Genomic DNA, 17,211 nt, shown 5'->3' with positions numbered 1-17,211 from the left:
CCGCGGCGCCCTTCGCGGCGCGGGCATCCGAAGTGGAGCTTCCATGCACCGACGCACCGCCCTCGGCGGCGCCCTCACGGCGCTCGCCACCGCCGCGGCCGGCATCCTCGTCGCCGCGGCCGTCAGCACCACCCCGGCCGCCGCCGCGGCCGGCGGCACCGGCACCGGCTACCTGCACACCAGCGGCAACAAGATCGTCGACAGTACGGGCGCGACCGTCCGGCTCACCGGCATCAACTGGTTCGGTATGGAGACCGACAACAAGACGTTCCACGGCCTGTGGTCGAGCAACCCGTGGCGCGGCCAGCTCGACACCATGGCCCGGCTCGGCTACAACACGCTGCGGATCCCGTACTCGAACGACGCCATCAAGCCCGGCGCCACCGCGACCGGGATCAACGACTTCGTCAACCCGGACCTGATCGGGCTCTCCCCGTTGCAGATCCTGGACAAGGTCATCGACTACGCGGGCAGCAAGGGGATGCGGGTCATCCTGGACCGGCACCGGCCGACCTCGGCCGGGCAGTCGCCGCTCTGGTACACCTCGGGCGTCTCCGAGGCGACCTGGATCAACGACTGGAAGACGATGGCCCAGCGGTACGCGAACAACCCCACGGTGATCGGCGCGGACCTGCACAACGAGCCGCACGCCGAGGGCACCAACCCGGCCGCCACCGGCGCGTGCTGGGGCTGCGGCGACACCGCCCGGGACTGGCGGCTGGCCGCCGAGCGGGCCGGCAACGCGATCCTCGGCGTGCAGCCGAACTGGCTGATCTTCGTGGAGGGGGTGAGCTGCCCGAGCGGCGGGCTGTCGAACGTCTGGGACAACGACCCCAGCAACGACGAGGACTGCGGCTGGTGGGGTGGCAACCTGTCCAAGGCCGGGCAGTTCCCGGTGCGGCTGAACGTGGCGAACCGGCTGGTCTACTCGCCGCACGAGTACGCCACCTCGGTCTACCGCCAGGCATGGTTCGACGACCCGAGCTACCCGGCGAACATGCCGGCGATCTGGGACAAGTACTGGGGCTACCTCTACAAGCAGAACATCGCGCCGATCATGATGGGCGAGTTCGGCACCACGCTCCAGGACCCGAAGGACAAGGTCTGGCTGGAGAACCTGATGGCCTACACGGGCACCGGGGTCAACGGCATGTCGTTCACCTACTGGTCGTGGAACCCCAACTCGGGTGACACCGGCGGCATCGCGAACGACGACTGGACCACCGTCAACCAGGCCAAGCAGGCGATCCTCCAGCCGTACCTGATCCCGCCGTCCGGTGGCGGCAACCCGAACCCGACGCCGACCGGCACCGGCTCCCCGACGCCGAACCCGACCACGCCCGGCCCGACGCCGACCACGCCGGCGCCGAGCGGCGGGTGCACCGCCAGCTACAAGCAGGTGAACGCCTGGGCCGGCGGCTTCCAGGGCGAACTGACCGTGAAGAACACCGGCACCGGTGCGCTGAACCCGTGGTCGGTCACCTGGACCTGGCCGTCCGGGGTGACGCTGGCCAGCGGCTGGAACGCCACCGTGACCCAGTCCGGCACGACGGTGACCGCCGCGGCGCCCGGCTGGGCGTCGTCGCTGGCACCGGGGGCCTCGGTGACCGTCGGCTTCACCGCCAACGGCACCGCCGCGAACCCCGCCGCGGTGAAGCTCAACGGCACCACCTGCTGAGGGTGTAAGGAGGGGCCCCCTCTTAACGCATTCGGTAGAGGAGGGGCCCCCTTTTAACACGAGATGTTAAAAGGGGGCCCCTCCTTACAGGTGGGTCAGCGGGGGGCGCAGCCGCCGGTGGGGGCGGGCGGCACGGCCGGCGCGCCGATCGTCGGCAGCCCGAGCAGCACCCCTGGAGTACGCGGGGCCCGCCCCGCCTCGGCGGCGTCGCCGGCCCGGGTGCGGCGGTGCGCCAGCGGAGCCCCGTCGGCGTTCAGGTGGTGCGGGGCCGCGTACGTGACGACGGTGTGCACGATGTCGCCGGGGCGGATCTGCCCGGCCAACCCGCCGGTCGCGAAGTGCACCAGCCGGCCGTCGCGGGCCCGCCCGGACATCCGGCCGGTGCGCTCGTCCTTGCGCCCCTCGCCGACGGCGACCAGCACCTCGACGGTCTCGCCCACCAGCTTGCGGTTCTCCGCCCAGGTGATCTCCTCGACGCAGGCGACCAGCCGCTCGTAGCGCTCCTGCACGACGGGCTTCGGCAGTTGCCCGTCCATGGTGGCGGCCGGGGTGCCGGGGCGCTTCGAATATTGGAACGTGAACGCCGAGGAGAACCGGGCCTCCCGGACCACGTCGAGGGTGCGCGCGAAGTCGGCCTCGGTCTCGCCGGGGAAGCCGACGATGATGTCCGTGGTGATCGCCGCGTCCGGCATCGCGGCCCGGACCTTCTCGATGATCCCCAGGTAGCGCTCCGACCGGTACGAGCGGCGCATCGCGCGCAGCACGTCGTCGGAGCCGGACTGCAACGGCATGTGCAGCGAGTGGCAGACGTTCGGCGTCTCGGCCATCGCCTCGATCACGTCGTCGGTGAAGTCCTTCGGGTGCGGGCTGGTGAACCGGACCCGCTCCAGCCCGTCGACGTCGCCGCAGGCGCGCAGCAGCTCGGCAAAAGCGGACCGGCCGCCACCGCGCCGTTGGTTCGGCTCGCCAGGCTCGCCGAACGCGACGCCGTAGGAGTTGACGTTCTGCCCGAGCAGGGTCACCTCCAGCACGCCGGAGTCGACGAGTGCGCGCACCTCGGAGAGCACGTCGCCGGGGCGGCGGTCCTTCTCCTTGCCGCGCAGCGACGGCACGATGCAGAAGGTGCAGGTGTTGTTGCAGCCGACGGAGATGGAGACCCAACCGGCGTACGTCGACTCGCGCCGGGTCGGCAGCGTGGAGGGGAAGACCTCCAGCGACTCCAGGATCTCCACCTCGGCCGCGGCGTTGTGCCGGGCCCGGTCCAGCAACGCCGGCAGCGAGCCGATGTTGTGCGTGCCGAAGACCACGTCCACCCAGGGTGCCTTGCGGACGATCTCGCCGCGGTCCTTCTGGGCGAGGCAGCCACCGACGGCGATCTGCATCCCGGGGTGCTTCGCCTTCACCGGGCGCAGGTGACCGAGGTTGCCGTAGAGCCGGTTGTCGGCGTTCTCCCGGACCGCGCAGGTGTTGAACACCACCACGTCGGGCTGCTCGCCGGCCTCGGGGGCGCGCACGTAGCCGGCATCCTCCAGGAGACCGGAGATGCGCTCGGAGTCGTGCACGTTCATCTGGCAGCCGTACGTGCGCACCTGATAGGTGCGCGGGCTGCCCGCGGCTGCGGTAGTCATGACCCGGACAGCGTATCCGGGTGGGTCAGCCGGCGGCGACGGGCGGCCCCGGTCAGGCGGCGGCGAGCGCCGGCCCGACCGAGTCCGGTGCCCACCGGGAGCGGTGGCACCGCGACCAGCCCCGGCAGCCGGGGTCGGCCAGGGTGCAGAGCCGCTGGTCGCTGAGGACCTCGCCGTCGTCGGTCTCGACCACGTCGAAGTGCACCGGGCGGATCGTGCCGTCCGGGGCGACCAGCAGGTGCCGCCCGGCGTCGAGCGTGTCGTCGCGCATCACGCAGTTGCGGCCCAGGACCCGGGCCAGCGCCGCGATGGCGGGCAGCTCGGGCACGCGTTCGGGCACGCCGTAACAGTCGACCACGGTGCCGTACGCCCCGGGCGCCTCCCACACGTCGCAGACCACCGCGTACGCGGGGAGCCGGGCCGGGTCGGCGACGGCGAGGGGCATCACCACCCGGCCGAGCGCCTCGGCCATCGCCGGGTAGACCTCCACCGGCGTGCCGCCGTCGATTCTCCAGTTCCACAGCTCGGTCATGCCGCCTCCTCGCTGCGCTCGTCCCACCGGCCTCCGGATCGGGCCTTACTGACGATGGTGGGGGGCATTTGACCTCGACCGGGGGCAAGTTACCGGTCTGTGACCATTCCGGGCAAAATTTCCCCGGGCGACGTTGCCCTGAGTAGCGGGAAGATGACAGTTTATCGGGTATCGTGCCGCGCCGGCTCGCGCCACGCGCGGGTCAGCGCAGCCGGATCAGGTGGTCGGAGGCGGGCAGCAGTTCCCCGATCACCGTGCCGCCCGGCACCTCGCCGGCGACCAGCAGCCCACCCGAGGTCTGCGCGTCGGCCAGCAGCAGCCGCTCGGCCTCGTCGGCGCGGCCCAAGTCGGTCCACGGCGTCACCCACTCCAGGTTGCGCCGGGTGCCGCCGCTGACGTACCCGTCGCGCAGCGCCTGGCGCGCGCCCGGCAGGTACGGCACCGCGGCGGCGTCGACCGCGACCGTGAGCCGGCTCGCCCGGGCCAGCTTCGAGGCGTGCCCGAGCAGGCCGAAGCCGGTCACGTCGGTGCCGCAGCGGATGCCGGCGGCCACCGCGGCGCGGGCGGCGTCCCGGTTGAGCCGGGCCATCGACGCGACCGCCTCGGAAAACCGCTCGCCGGTCTGCTTGTGCCGGGTGTTGAGCACGCCGACGCCGAGCGGCTTGGTCAGCGACAGTGGCAGCCCGGCCCGGCCGGCGTCCAGGGTGATCAACTCCTCCGGACGGACCACCCCGGTGACCGCCAGGCCGTACTTCGGGCCGTCGTCGTCCACGCTGTGCCCGCCGGCCAGGTGACAGCCGGCCTCCCGGGCCACGTCCTGGCCGCCGCGCAGCACCTCGCGGGCCAGTTCCAGCGGCAGCACCTCGCGCGGCCAGCAGAGCAGGTTGAGCGCGACCAGCGGGGTGCCGCCCATCGCGTACACGTCGGAGAGCGCGTTGGCGGCGGCGATGCGGCCCCAGTCGTAGGCGTCGTCGACCACCGGGGTGAAGAAGTCGGCGGTGGTGACCAGGCCGGTGCGTTCGTCCAGCCGGACCACCGCGGCGTCGTCGCCGTTCTCCAGGCCGACCAGGAGGTCGGCGGTGCCGCCGCTGGGGCCGAGACCGGCGACCATCGCCTCCAGCTCGCCCGGCGGGATCTTGCAGGCACAACCGCCGCCGCGGGCATGGTCGGTCAGCCGGAACGTGTCGGTCATCGCCTCATGATCTCCGCGGCCGGACCCGACCGCCACCCGGACGCGCCGGCACACCGGTGACCGGTGTTACCGCTCCGTGACCATCTGGGTTGCGTTCTGCCACATCAGGCCGCCTACAGTTGCCCAACCGGGGGGTCGACCGACCCCCGTTCCGGCACGGACGACAGGGACGGTGGACGATCGTGACGACGGGCGACCCGCTGATCGTGCTCGACGGGGTCAACAAGTGGTTCGGGCCGCTGCACGTGCTCGACGACGTGTCCCTCTCCGTCGGCCGGGGCGAGGTGGTCGTGGTGATCGGCCCGTCCGGTTCCGGCAAGTCGACGCTGTGCCGCGCCATCAACCGGCTGGAGCCGATCAACGACGGCACCATCACGTTCGACGGGCAGCCGCTGCCGGCCGAGGGCAAGCCCCTGGCCAAGCTGCGCAGCGAGGTCGGCATGGTGTTCCAGTCGTTCAACCTGTTCGCGCACAAGACCATTCTGGAGAACGTCACGCTCGGGCCGGTGAAGGTCCGTAAGGAGAAGCCGGCCGCCGCCCGCGAGCGCGGCCTGGCCCTGCTCGACCGCGTCGGCATCGCCAACCAGGCGGACAAGTACCCGGCCCAGCTCTCCGGCGGCCAGCAGCAGCGGGCGGCGATCGCCCGCGCGCTGGCCATGCAGCCCAAGGCGATGCTCTTCGACGAGCCGACCAGCGCGCTCGACCCGGAGATGGTCGGCGAGGTGCTGGACGTGATGACCTCGCTGGCCCGCGACGGCATGACCATGGTGGTGGTCACCCACGAGATGGGCTTCGCCCGGCACGCGGCGAACCGGGTGGTCTTCATGGCCGACGGGCAGTTGGTCGAGGACGCCCCGCCGAACGAGTTCTTCGCGAACCCGCGCAGCGAGCGGGCCAAGGACTTCCTCTCCAAGATCCTCACGCACTAGGCGTACCGGTAGTGGAGCGCGCCGCCCGCCGGCGGGTTCCGTCGAAGAAGGAGAACAGTATGCGTATCAAGCGCGTGGCGGCGATCGCCGCGGTCGGCGCCCTCTCGTTCGCGATGACCGCCTGCGGCAGCGACGAGACCGGCTCCGGCGGTTCGGGCGCCACCGGAATCGTGGGCAAGGCGGAGAGCCAGAAGAAGCTGGTCGTGGGCGTCAAGGCCGACCAGCCGGGCCTGGGTCTGCAGACCGGCAGCCAGTACGAGGGCTTCGACATCGAGATAGCCAAGATCATCGCCAAGGGCCTGGGCGTCGAGGAGAGCGGCATCGAGTGGAAGACCACCACCACTCCGAACCGTGAGCCCTTCATCCAGCAGGGCACCGTCGACCTGGTGGTGGCCACCTACACCATCAACGACGAGCGCAAGCAGAAGATCAACTTCGCGGGCCCGTACTTCATCGCCGGCCAGGACCTGCTGGTCAAGGCCGACTCCACGATCGCCGGCCCGGAGCAGCTCGACGGCAAGACCGTCTGCTCGGTTTCCGCGTCCACCCCGGCCAAGCGGATCCAGTCCGACTACCCGAAGGCAAAGCTCCAGCAGTTCGACTCGTACTCCAAGTGCCTGCCGCTGCTGGCGAACGGCCAGGTCGACGCGGTGACCACCGACGACATCATCCTCGCCGGCTACGCCGCGCAGTCGCAGTACGCCGGCAAGTTCAAAGTCGTCGGCAAGACCTTCTCCGAGGAGCCGTACGGCATCGGCCTGAAGAAGGACGACAAGGCCGGCTGCGAGAAGGTCAACGAGATCCTGAAGGCCGCCGCGTCCGACGGCACCTACAAGGCCGCCTGGGACAAGACCCTCGGCTCAAGTGGCAAGGCCGCGCCCGAGCTGGACACCACCAAGCTGACCAACTGCGGCAGCGTCTGACCTGTTCCGAGGGCCGGCATCCGTTCGGGTGCCGGCCCCGGTCTGTCACCGGCCGCCTCGCCCTGTCCCGGGAGCCGAAGCATGGACGTCTTCACCGATCCCACGAACATCGACGCGTACGTGTCGGGATTCCTCTGGATCCTCAAGCTGACCGGCGCGTCCGCCGTCTGCGCGCTGTTGCTCGGCGTGCTGCTCGCCGCGATGCGGGTCTCACCCGTACCGGTGCTGCGCGGCTTCGGGACGGCGTGGGTCAACATCTTCCGCAACACCCCGCTCACCCTGGTGATCTTCTTCTGCTACTTCGGGCTCTACTCCACGCTGGGCCTGAGCCTCGCCGACGACCTGAACCTGAACAACTTCTGGCTCGGCGTGGTCGGGCTCTCCGTCTACACCGCCGCGTTCGTCTGTGAGGCCATCCGATCCGGCATCAACACCGTGCCCACCGGACAGGCCGAGGCGGCGCGGGCGATCGGGCTGAGCTTCGCCCAGACACTGCGGATCGTGGTGCTGCCACAAGCCACCCGCGCGGTGGTCGCGCCGTTCGGCAGCATCCTCATCGCGCTGTGCAAGAACGCCACCATCGTCGGCACGATCGGCCTGATCGAGGCGTCCACCGTGATGAAGGACCTGATCAACAGCTACGGCAACGCGGTCATCCCGATCTTCCTGGTCTTCGCCGGCACCTTCGCCGCGTTCCTCATCCCCACCGGCTACTTCTTCGGCTGGCTGGCCAACCGTCTGGCGGTGAAGCGCTGATGAGCACCAGCTCCGTCCTCTACGACCACCCGGGCCCCCGAGCCAAGATCCGCAACACGGTGCTCAGCGTCGTCCTCGGCGTCGGCGTGGTCGGCCTGCTTTGGTGGATCTACTCCAAGTTCGACCAGGCGGGCCAGTGGGAGGCCCGGCTCTGGGAGCCCTTCACCGAGCCGGCGACCTGGACCCAGTTCATCCTGCCCGGCCTCTGGGCCACGCTGAAGGCCGCGGCGGTCGGGATGGTGCTCTCGCTCGCCTTCGGCCTCGTCTTCGCCGTCGGGCGGCTCTCCGACCGCTGGTGGATCAGCGTCCCGGCCGGAGCGGTGGTGGAGTTCTTCCGCGCCGTCCCGCTGCTGCTGATGATCTTCTTCGTCTTCTACGGCGTGCCGTTCCTCATCAAGGGTCCGGTGAGCGCATTCTGGGCCGTGGTCATCGGTCTGACCCTCTACAACGGCTCGGTGCTGGCCGAGGCGTTCCGCGCCGGCATCCGCTCGGTGCCCGGCGGCCAGTCCGAGGCCGCGTACGCGGTCGGCTTGCGCAAGAGCCAGGTGATGCGGCTCATCCTCATCCCGCAGGCCGCCCGGGCGATGCTCCCGATCATCGTCAGCCAGCTCGTGGTGCTGCTCAAGGACACCGCGCTCGGCTACATCGTGGCCTACCCTGAACTGCTCCAGCGCGGGGTCAACGACCTCAGTGCCAACTACGGCAACATCATCGCCGCCGCGATGGTCGCCGCCGCCATCTACATCATCACTAACTCGCTGCTCACCGCCCTCGCGGGTTGGCTCGACCGGCGTACCGGTACCCGACGGGCCCGCAGGCCGCGGCAGAACCGGACCGTCGCGGCCGACCCCACCGTCGCCGAGCCGCAGGGCTGACCGACTGCCACCGGCCCGAAGCAGGCACCCGGGCAGGCGAGCAACGGCGGCGGTGCGATGCCTCGCGGCGCTCTGGCACGTCCACACCACCTCGCCCGCCTTCGGACGGGGGTGGCGTGGCCGTGGCCCGGCCAGCGAGTCCGCCACATTGGCTGTTGGTCGCGCGCGGAGCGGGCGGGTCGTGGTGATGCGCAGGCGATGCAGTGGCTGGCGGGGACCTGAAGAGGGGCGTGTGCTCGGTCGCGCCGTTCTGACCATCCTTGCCCCCACGGCCCGAACCCATTACCAGGCAAACGTGACGAATGACATAGGAGCGCCCGCAAAACCGTCTCAGCCAGACACCGTGGGACAGTGCCGCGCCATTCCGTCATCGGCTCTTGCCAAGTAGCAAGACATCGGCGATGATATTGACGTCCAAGAGGACATACACCTCTGGACCACACGGGGAAACTTGCTTCAGCACTGGCAGCCCTTGCTGTCAGATCTAACCTGCTTGGTGCTCCCGATGTGGCATTTCCGAGCCACCGGAAGATGCGCGGCAAGCCTCAATCGCCGTAACGTTTATGCGCACTCTGAGGGCTTGATCAGACAGGACTCCAACGACTTCTGGCAATTCAGCCGTTCCTGCCACTATGCCGTAGAGGGTCCTCCAAGCAAGCGAGGAGAAGTCATGCGAGTACGCCACGCCATCGTTGCCACCATGGTGGGTGCCGCCGCATTCGCGGTCGGCGGCACACCCGCCCACGCCGACAGGGGTGACTCGAAGACAGCCTGCAACTCGGGCGAAATCTGCTTCCAGTGGAGCTACGACAACTTCTCGACCAGCTCTTACCAGCGACACTTCTGGTACAGCGACTCCAACCATGCCAACGACTACTGGTCGAACATCCCTGACCTGTACCCCGCCCTCCTGATGCACAACGAAGCGGAAGGTCTCTGGAACCGCGACAGCAGCTGCGCAGTCACGGTGTACGACCTGTCCAACTACGTCACCCCCTACACCACCTTCCCGCGTGACTTCAAATACTCGATCAGCCCTCGCAACAACTCACACAAGCGCTGCGCCTGAGCACCGATGGCGGGCACACCTCGCGAGAAGCGTGCCCGCCACGCCCAGGAGGCATCACCTTGAGGAGAGCGTGAGTGAAACTTCGTAGGCACCTGAGGGCAGCGGGATTGGCAGCCCTGGTGAGCGCGTTGTTGCCCGTAGGCGCGTGCTCCAGCGCGACGGCGGATCTGCCTGCCGACCTGGCGGCAGCGAAGTCCGATCAGCCATTTTCGCTCTTCCTCGGCGAAGAGCTCGGGCAAATCGACTACGCGCAGCTGAAGGTTCGGAACAAATGTCTAGCGAAGGCGGGATATCCGCAGAACCTGAACACGATGCTGGAACAGCCCAGGAACCCGTTCCGCCATCTCCTCATCACCGCTCGCAGTTTTGGCCCCACTTCCGCAGAGGAAGCCAAGCGTGTCGGTTTCGGCCGGGATTCGCTGTCGGCACCGCCTTCGGTCATCAGCTTCGACCCAAGTTACGACAAGGCGTACGACCGGTGCACCGACATCGCATGGAAAGAGTTGTCGGACGACGCCAAGAAGGTCTACTACGGCTACTTCGACCTGGGCAACAATCTTAGTCAACCGCTCTCCCCAACGGTCAACGAGCGGATGGGTGACACCGCCTGGCGGAAACTGCTGTCCTGCCTGGGCGACAAGGGTCATCGGCCGCAGAACGAGCAGGAGTTCCTGCAGAACCCTAATCCCGGGTTTTTCGGCGTGCCGGTCGGTGTGGATGCCAATGAAGGCCGCGACCGGTGGAAGCCCAAGCAGGTGCCTGGAACGATCGAGGTAGGGCCTGCGGTGCCAGCGGCTCCATACCACGCTGGACCGGCGGAGAGCGCACTTGCGCTGGCCTGGTTCGAATGCCGCCGCGCCACCGGCATTGACAAAAAGCAGCTCGAGACGGCGGTGCAGGTCCAACGGGAACTCGTCGCGAAGTACGAGTCCTCCTTCATCGAACTCAATCCACAGGTCACTCGGCTCGCGAAGCAGGCCGCTCAACTAATTGGTGCCCCGTGACTCACGTCAACGCCCTCATCAATAGGCGACGGCGATCCGTCATCGTCGTCGTGCTCTTCCTGGCGACCGTCCTGCTGGTGACCGCCGGGGCGGTCCTGATCGGTCCGACCCTGCGGTCGCCGGATCAACTGGCTGCCGACGCGGCGCCGCCTCAGCCTTTGCCGGTCACCGCCGTGGTGGAACGCCGCAAGCTCGTCGAGCCCGTCGTGCTCCGCGGACGTGTCGAGCCGGGCGCCAGCGTGCGGCTACTCACCCCGGCTGCGGCGGTGGGTCCGCAGAGTGTGGTGACCAAGGTGCTGGTCCGGACCGGCGACCGGGCGCGGGAGGGTCAGGTGCTGATCGAGCGTTCCGGGGAGCCGCTGTTCGCTCTGGCACTGCCGTTCCCCCTCTACCGTGACCTGACGATCGGCGCGCGAGGACCGGACGTCGTCGAGGTGCAGCGGGCGATGCGCCGAATGGGGTATCCCGTGCCCGGCTCCGGGGTGCTCGACCGCGCGACCCAACGACAACTGGCCGCGTTCTACCGCGACCGCGGCTACCGTGTCGGCTCGGGGGCTGCCGCGGAGCGCGGCGGCGACGAGACCGCGGACGACCTCGGCGCGGCACCGCCAACGGGCGGCGTGCAACTGCCGCAGTCCGCCGTCGTGGTGATCGACCGGACCGGCCGTCGGATCAGCAAGGTCCATGTCCGCGTCGGGCAGACCCTGGCCGACCCGAAAGAGTCGCTGCTGGAACTGGACGGTCAGGCCCCCACCATCGTCACGACTGCCGCAGTGGACCAGGCGGCGCTGATCCGGCCCGGCCAGCAGGTCGACGTCACCGATGACGTCACCGGAACCCGGACGAAGGCCACCGTGCGCGCGGTGGGCGAGCAGGCGGTCACCGGACCGGACGGCCAGACCGGCATCGAGGTGCGGTTCGAGTTCACCCAAACGGCACTGAGCGAGGCAACGAACAGATCCGTTCGGCTCGACGTGCGGACGGCCGCAGCGGTGGAGGTGATCGCGGTGCCCGTCTCTGCCATCTACTCCCGCCCGGACGGCTCCACGTTCGTCACCGTGGTACCCGAGAAGGGTGCCGTGGCAGACGTGGCCGTTATGACCGGACAGACGGCAGGCGGCTGGGTCGAACTTCGGGAGCCCGTCCCGTCGCCGATAGCCCCCGGAACCGCGGTGATGGTCGGCGAGCAGACGGCGGGCGGCTGATCATGCTCAGTCTGCGGGACGTATCGCGTACCTATCAGGACGGCCAACCCGTGCACGCGCTACGCGCCACGAACCTGCACATCGAGACCGGCGACTACATCTCGGTCACCGGCCCGTCCGGCTCCGGCAAGTCGACCCTACTGAATCTTCTCGGCCTGCTCGACGTACCGACAGCCGGCTCGTACCGGGTCGGTGCGGTGGAGACCGCCGACTGCGGGCCTGCTATGCGCGGGGCGATCCGGGGCCAGCTCTTCGGCTTCGTCTTCCAGGCGTTCCACCTGCTGCCTGGGCGCACCGCGTTGGAAAACGTCGAGCTCGGGATGCTGTACGGCCCGCATGGTCGAAGGCAGCGCCGGCTGATGGCGACCGAGGCGTTGGAGCGCATGGGTCTGGCCACCCGTATGCAGGCCGATCCCCGCCAGTTGTCCGGCGGTGAGAAGCAGAGAGTGGCGATCGCTCGTGCGGTCGCGGCACGGCCCCGGGTGCTCTTCTGTGACGAGCCGACGGGCAACCTCGACACCGCGAACACTGCTGTCGTGCTCACGGTGTTGCGCCAGCTCAACCAGGATGGACTGACCCTGATCATGGTGACCCACGACCCGGAGGTCGCCGCAAAGGCCCGCCGGAAACTGCGCGTCACCGACGGCGTCGTGGACGAAACGTGAGGACGAGCAGGAGACACTCCAGTCAGGAATTCGGACAGCTGGGGATCCAAAGCTCCCAGATGAACGTCCGGGACCTGTTCTGGGAAGCGTCGCTCTCCGTCCTCAGTCACCCTGGCCGCTCGCTCGTCACGGTCATCGGCACAATTCTCGGCGCGACCGCTTTCGTCGCGAGCCTCGGTCTGGGCTCCACCCTCAACCAGCAGGTTTCCGCCGCCTTCGACGTTCGACGGGCGACCGAAGTGCTGGTGCAGCCCGAGGACCACGACATCACTGGCAGCTGGCTCGACGACGGTGCCATCGGCCGACTCAACCAGCTCAACGGCGTGGTGGCGGCCGGGCGGCGGATCAGTCTCGGCGAGCAACCAATGCGTCGGACGATCGGCTCCCGGCGGCCCCCGACCGGGGTGCCCCTGATCGGAGCGGATCCGGCGGCCCTGCGGGTGATGGCGCCCCAACTGAGCGCCGGACGAAACTTCGGAGAGTTCCACGAGCGCCACGCCACGCCGGTGGTCATGCTCTCCGCCACGGTGGCTCGCCAGCTCGGGATCCATCGGACCGGCGTCGCGATCTTCGTGGCGGACAGCGCCTACACCGTGGTTGGGATCTATAGCGACGTCCTTCGCAGACCCGAGGCCATGTCAGCGGCCATCGTGCCGTACTCCGTGGGCAGCAGCCTCCGCCTGACGGCCGGGGGCCAGCCCGTGAAACGAGATGTGCTGGTGGAGACCGCCCCCGGAGCGGCGCAGCTCATCGGACGTCAGGCGCCACTCGCGCTCCGTCCCGAGGCGCCGGCCGAGCTGCGTGTCGTGGCACCGCCAGATCCCCGTACGCTGCGCCGGGAGATTGAGAGCAGCACCACCAGGTCCACCCTCCTGATCAGCGGTGTCGCCCTGCTGATGGGGACCGTCTCGATCGGCAACGCCGCAACCGCCGGCATTGCCGTGCGCACCGGTGAGATCGGACTACGGCGGGCGGTCGGTGCCCGGCGGCGGCACGTCTTCGGCCAGTTGTTGCTCGAGACCACGGTGCTGGGTGGTCTGGGCGGAGCGATTGGCACGCTGCTCGGCGTGCTGGCCACGTCGATCGTGTCCGTCGTCAACGGTTGGACGCCGGTCATCGAGATCCGGTCCGCCGCGGTCGCCTGCACGATCAGCACCGTCGCCGGTCTGCTCGCCGGGCTCGTTCCGGCAGCCCGGGCAGCCCGCGTTCCCCCGGTGCAGGCGCTGCAGCGATGAAGCCGTTCGCGCGTCGAACCACAACCACATGTTCCCGGACAACGATGGAGGCACGGTGGATCAGAAGGTTCTCGAAGCCCAGCAATGGGTCAATTCCACCTACGGCGCGGTACCCGGGTACAACCGCTGCCCCGAGAACGGATTGACCGGCTGGTCGACCATGTACTCCCTGACCCGGGCCCTTCAGCACGAACTCGGCATCACCAGCCTGTCGGACGCCTTCGGGCCGACCACTCTCTCCCGGCTCTCGGCGACAGGTGCGATCGGCCCAGACACCACCAACCAGAACATCGTCAACATCGTCCAGCACGCCCTGTTCTGCAAGGGATACTGGGGCGGGCCGGGCGACGGAATCTACGGCGTGGACACCGCCTCTGCCGTCGCCGAAATCAAGTACAACGCCGGGTTGGACGGCTCGGACACCGATGTCCAGCCCAAGATCTTCAAGGCCCTGCTAACCATGGACGCGTACGTGGTGCTCGCTGGCGGAACCGCGACGATCCGGTCCATCCAGCAGTGGCTGAACAGCCGCTACTTCGGCCGCCGGGACTTCTTCCTCGTCCCCTGCGACGGAATCTTCTCTCGCGACGTGCAGAAGGCGCTGTTCCTGGCCATCCAGTTCGAACTCGGCATGACCGACGACCAGGCCACCGGTGTGTTCGGACCGGGCACTCAGGCGGGGCTGAAAAACCACCAACTGGCGCAGGGCTCGTCGGGAATCTTCGTCAACATCTTCACGGCAGCGATGGTGTTCAACCGGTTCCGACTCGCCGACGACGGCAGCATCTACGTCAATTTCACCGGCACCTTCAGCTCGAGTGTCGCCACCGCCGTCGGCGACTTCCAGGAGTTCTCGGCGCTACCCAAGACGAGTAGGGGCGATTTCGCCACTTGGTGTCAACTGCTGGTGTCCACCGGTGATCCGAACCGCGCCGGCACTGCGGTGGACTGCATCACGACCATCACCGATGCCCGAGCGAAGACGCTGTACGGGAACGGATACCGGTTCGTCGGCCGGTACCTGGACGAGAAGTCATGGGGAACGCTCAACAAGGAGATCCAGCCGGGCGAGTTGGACACCATCTTCGCCAACGGGCTGAAGGTGTTTCCGATTTCCCAGTACTACGGTGAGGAGGTTGCCTACTTCACCTACTCCCAGGGCTTCCTGGACGCGGCCGACGCGCATGCCGCCGCAGTCCGATACGGCTTCAACACCGGCACCGTCATCTACTTCGCCGTGGACTACGACGCGACGCAGGACGAGATCGACTCCAACATCCTGCCGTATTTTCGGGGTGTCGTCGCCGGCTTGGCCGACCGGGGCAAGAAATACGTCCACGGCGTCTACGCCTCGCGCAACGTCTGCGCCCAGGTAACCACCCACACCTACGCCCGCTGGTCATTCGTGTCAGGCATGTCCGCCGGCTTCTCCGGCAACATGGGCTTCCCGTTGCCCGAGAACTGGTCGTTCAACCAGATCCAGACCCTCTGGATGGGGACCGGTGATGGAAGGATCGAGGTCGACAAGGACATCTACAAACCCAAATCGGACCCCGCCGTCTCCTCCGTGAAAGACCCCATCTCGGAGGTCGACACGTTCGTGTCGTACATCAACACGCTACTGACGTGGGCGCGCGACTACGGTGGCAACCGTCCAGCGGACCAGCTGGTGATGGAGTTTCTGCGCCATGAGGACTACAACAACGCCCAGTGGCAACTCATGATCGGCGGCATCGACGAGGGCTTCAAGAACCACGCGCTCGAGCGGCTCCGCCAGTCCGGCAGCCTGATGATCAGGGATTTCAGGGACACGTTCTACGGCGTGGACATCAAGGTCTCCCACCTCGGCGCGTCCCTCAACGCGGCATACTTGCAGGCGCAGCCGGGTGGCACGCTCACAAACCGGGGGGACGTCGGCGGCTGGGGCGGCGACTGGATGACCTTCTACGGTGAGTGGCGCAGGGACAGCGAAAGCTACTCGTCCGGGCTCACCTACTGTCGTGAGAAACTGGCCAAGGTGGACGGCAACGGCACGTTCAAGTTGCGCGATCTGATCGAGGACGCGGACGCGTACAACCTCGCCAAGGAAATCCGGAACGGAACGAGCATCTGGGCCGCGATGTATGGGAACTACTCCGGCGGTGGCCACCTGTCACGTATGAAGCGGTTTTTCGAGGGCCGTTTCGGTAGCGCCTCAGGCGCCAAGGCGATCAGCCGGGACATGCTACTGACGACGGCCGACCCGATCATCTCCACTGGCCGGGCGTACCTCATCCAGACGACCGGCGGGATTCCAACGATCATGCCCAACGTATTGCCGAACAGCAAGCTCGACGAGTTCTGTCAGGGCTTCGCCGACATGCTCCTGGACCGGGTCGGGCAGGAGAACGCCCGTGTCGCGGCGTTCCGTGCGCAGGGCAAGATCTGAGTCAATGAACAATGTCGTCCGGGTCGTCATCGGAACAGTGGTGGCGCCATTCGCGGCCGTCGTCGTCTACCTGCACGGACTGTGGGCGGGTCACTTCCTCGACCTCCGTGCCGCCAGCGAGTACTGCCCCGCCAGGTCGTCAGCTCCCACGTCGACCAGCTTCGACTGGCTGCCACTGCGGCACCTCTGCCGCTATGCCGACGGCACCAACACCAATCTGGTCCCCGCATACGTCAATCCGATCGTGTTTCTCTGCCTGGCCATGGGGGTGGTCTGCACGGCACTCGCCCTGCGATCCGCCCGCCGCCAGGGCAGAGCCGACCCGACAGCATTGGAGCCTCCGCAATGAGCAACACCACGGGTCTATCCCGTCGACAACTTCTGGCAGCTGCCGGTGTGGCGGCCGGTGCCACGGTCATCGGAACCGTCGCTCCCGTCCACCGGGCGGAGGCGGCGCCCAACTCGCGCAGATGGCGGGGGGCGAGAACTCAGAACGGCTGGCCCGTGGCGAACCGCGACGAGGTCGAGAGCTACCGGATCGAGGGTAGCGACGCGAGAGTCACCCTGGCCACCGGAGCCGCGGCCACCGTACTGCTGCACGTCGTACGCCGCTTCCACTACGAGGTCGACGCTCTCGGACGCGGCGACCTGAGCGGACACCGCACGAACCGGGCCGTAGCGGCGCACTTCGAGTCGAACTATCTGTCCGGTACTGCCGTCGCCATCCGGCCCAGCCTCTATCCGGCCGGTTCCGCGGGCAACCTCTTTCCGCGGGAAATGACGGTCATCCGCGACATCCTCGCCGAATGTAACGGCGTCGTGCGCTGGGGCGGCGACGACCGAAGCCGCCCAAAGGAGGGGCATTTCCAGATCGACGTACCGCCGGGGGACCCGCATCTCGACCGACTGGTGCGCACTCTCGAGGGCTGGCGCACCCGACCGGGCCGGGGGGCGGGGACTCCGGTCGACCTTCTCGACAGCTCTCGTAGGTCCGCCGCCCGGGCACTGCAGGCGCGGCAGCGGCCGTTCTGACAGAGGGCGCGACGGGGACAGACCGAGTGCCTCGTCCCCGTCCCGCCCACCCGGTAGAGG

General features: G+C 68.3%; 16 protein-coding genes. 13 read left to right on the top strand and 3 right to left on the bottom strand.

Translation table 11 applies throughout. The features are described 5' to 3' along the window. Positions 1–43: 43 nt before the first annotated feature. Positions 44–1,678 (top strand): cellulase family glycosylhydrolase, encoded by a 1,635-nt coding sequence (locus tag AB0H28_RS20235; protein WP_358042124.1) that lies wholly within the window; start codon positions 44–46, stop codon positions 1,676–1,678. 95 nt (positions 1,679–1,773) lie between these two features. On the opposite strand, the gene miaB is transcribed toward AB0H28_RS20235, so the two are convergent. The 3 genes from miaB to selD form a co-directional block, all read right to left on the bottom strand. Continuing rightward, positions 1,774–3,306, bottom strand: a complete 1,533-nt coding sequence (gene miaB, locus AB0H28_RS20230) for a tRNA (N6-isopentenyl adenosine(37)-C2)-methylthiotransferase MiaB (RefSeq protein WP_358042121.1) — start codon at positions 3,304–3,306, stop codon at positions 1,774–1,776. Between the two features lie 52 nt (positions 3,307–3,358). Next, a complete protein-coding gene (locus tag AB0H28_RS20225; protein WP_358042118.1) occupies positions 3,359–3,838 on the bottom strand; it encodes a hypothetical protein in 480 nt (159 codons plus the stop codon). 202 nt (positions 3,839–4,040) lie between these two features. Then, positions 4,041–5,030 (bottom strand): selenide, water dikinase SelD, encoded by a 990-nt coding sequence (selD, locus tag AB0H28_RS20220; RefSeq protein ID WP_358042114.1) that lies wholly within the window; start codon positions 5,028–5,030, stop codon positions 4,041–4,043. A 182-nt stretch (positions 5,031–5,212) separates the two neighbouring features. Here selD and AB0H28_RS20215 point away from each other — a divergent pair, with 182 nt between their 5' ends. The 12 genes from AB0H28_RS20215 to AB0H28_RS20160 all read left to right on the top strand — a co-directional run bounded on the left by AB0H28_RS20215 (position 5,213) and on the right by AB0H28_RS20160 (position 17,151). Beyond that, a complete protein-coding gene (locus tag AB0H28_RS20215) occupies positions 5,213–5,959 on the top strand; it encodes an amino acid ABC transporter ATP-binding protein (protein ID WP_358042111.1) in 747 nt (248 codons plus the stop codon). Positions 5,960–6,018: 59 nt separating this feature from the next. Further along, positions 6,019–6,882 (top strand): glutamate ABC transporter substrate-binding protein, encoded by an 864-nt coding sequence (locus tag AB0H28_RS20210; RefSeq protein WP_358042108.1) that lies wholly within the window; start codon positions 6,019–6,021, stop codon positions 6,880–6,882. Between the two features lie 81 nt (positions 6,883–6,963). Beyond that, positions 6,964–7,638: an amino acid ABC transporter permease gene (locus AB0H28_RS20205; RefSeq protein ID WP_358042105.1), complete on the top strand. Its 675-nt coding sequence runs from the start codon at positions 6,964–6,966 to the stop codon at positions 7,636–7,638. Then, positions 7,638–8,513, top strand: a complete 876-nt coding sequence (locus tag AB0H28_RS20200; protein ID WP_358042102.1) for an amino acid ABC transporter permease — start codon at positions 7,638–7,640, stop codon at positions 8,511–8,513. The genes AB0H28_RS20205 and AB0H28_RS20200 overlap by 1 nt, the downstream gene beginning before the upstream one ends. A 670-nt stretch (positions 8,514–9,183) precedes the next feature. Further along, entirely contained in the window at positions 9,184–9,582 is a 399-nt protein-coding gene (locus tag AB0H28_RS20195) for a hypothetical protein (RefSeq protein ID WP_358042099.1), read from the top strand. A 119-nt stretch (positions 9,583–9,701) separates the two neighbouring features. Then, positions 9,702–10,586, top strand: coding sequence for a hypothetical protein (locus AB0H28_RS20190; RefSeq protein WP_358042096.1), 885 nt, complete (start codon positions 9,702–9,704; stop codon positions 10,584–10,586). Next, positions 10,583–11,791, top strand: a complete 1,209-nt coding sequence (locus AB0H28_RS20185) for a hypothetical protein (protein ID WP_358042093.1) — start codon at positions 10,583–10,585, stop codon at positions 11,789–11,791. The genes AB0H28_RS20190 and AB0H28_RS20185 overlap by 4 nt, the downstream gene beginning before the upstream one ends. A 2-nt stretch (positions 11,792–11,793) precedes the next feature. Continuing rightward, positions 11,794–12,456 (top strand): ATP-binding cassette domain-containing protein, encoded by a 663-nt coding sequence (locus tag AB0H28_RS20180; RefSeq protein ID WP_358042090.1) that lies wholly within the window; start codon positions 11,794–11,796, stop codon positions 12,454–12,456. A 59-nt stretch (positions 12,457–12,515) separates the two neighbouring features. Beyond that, positions 12,516–13,691 (top strand): ABC transporter permease, encoded by a 1,176-nt coding sequence (locus AB0H28_RS20175; RefSeq protein WP_358042087.1) that lies wholly within the window; start codon positions 12,516–12,518, stop codon positions 13,689–13,691. A 55-nt stretch (positions 13,692–13,746) separates the two neighbouring features. Continuing rightward, positions 13,747–16,119, top strand: coding sequence for a glycoside hydrolase domain-containing protein (locus AB0H28_RS20170; protein ID WP_358042084.1), 2,373 nt, complete (start codon positions 13,747–13,749; stop codon positions 16,117–16,119). Positions 16,120–16,123: 4 nt separating this feature from the next. Continuing rightward, positions 16,124–16,468: a hypothetical protein gene (locus AB0H28_RS20165; RefSeq protein ID WP_358042081.1), complete on the top strand. Its 345-nt coding sequence runs from the start codon at positions 16,124–16,126 to the stop codon at positions 16,466–16,468. A 155-nt stretch (positions 16,469–16,623) separates the two neighbouring features. Continuing rightward, on the top strand, positions 16,624–17,151 hold the full coding sequence (locus AB0H28_RS20160; RefSeq protein WP_358042078.1) for a hypothetical protein: 528 nt from the start codon (positions 16,624–16,626) through the stop codon (positions 17,149–17,151). The last annotated feature ends 60 nt before the right edge of the window (positions 17,152–17,211 follow it).

Source organism: Micromonospora sp. NPDC050980 (genome assembly GCF_040653835.1).
Taxonomy (GTDB): Bacteria; Actinomycetota; Actinomycetes; order Mycobacteriales; family Micromonosporaceae; genus Micromonospora.
Note: the sequence above shows the minus strand (reverse complement) of the source record. Positions and strands in the feature narration are given on the sequence as shown.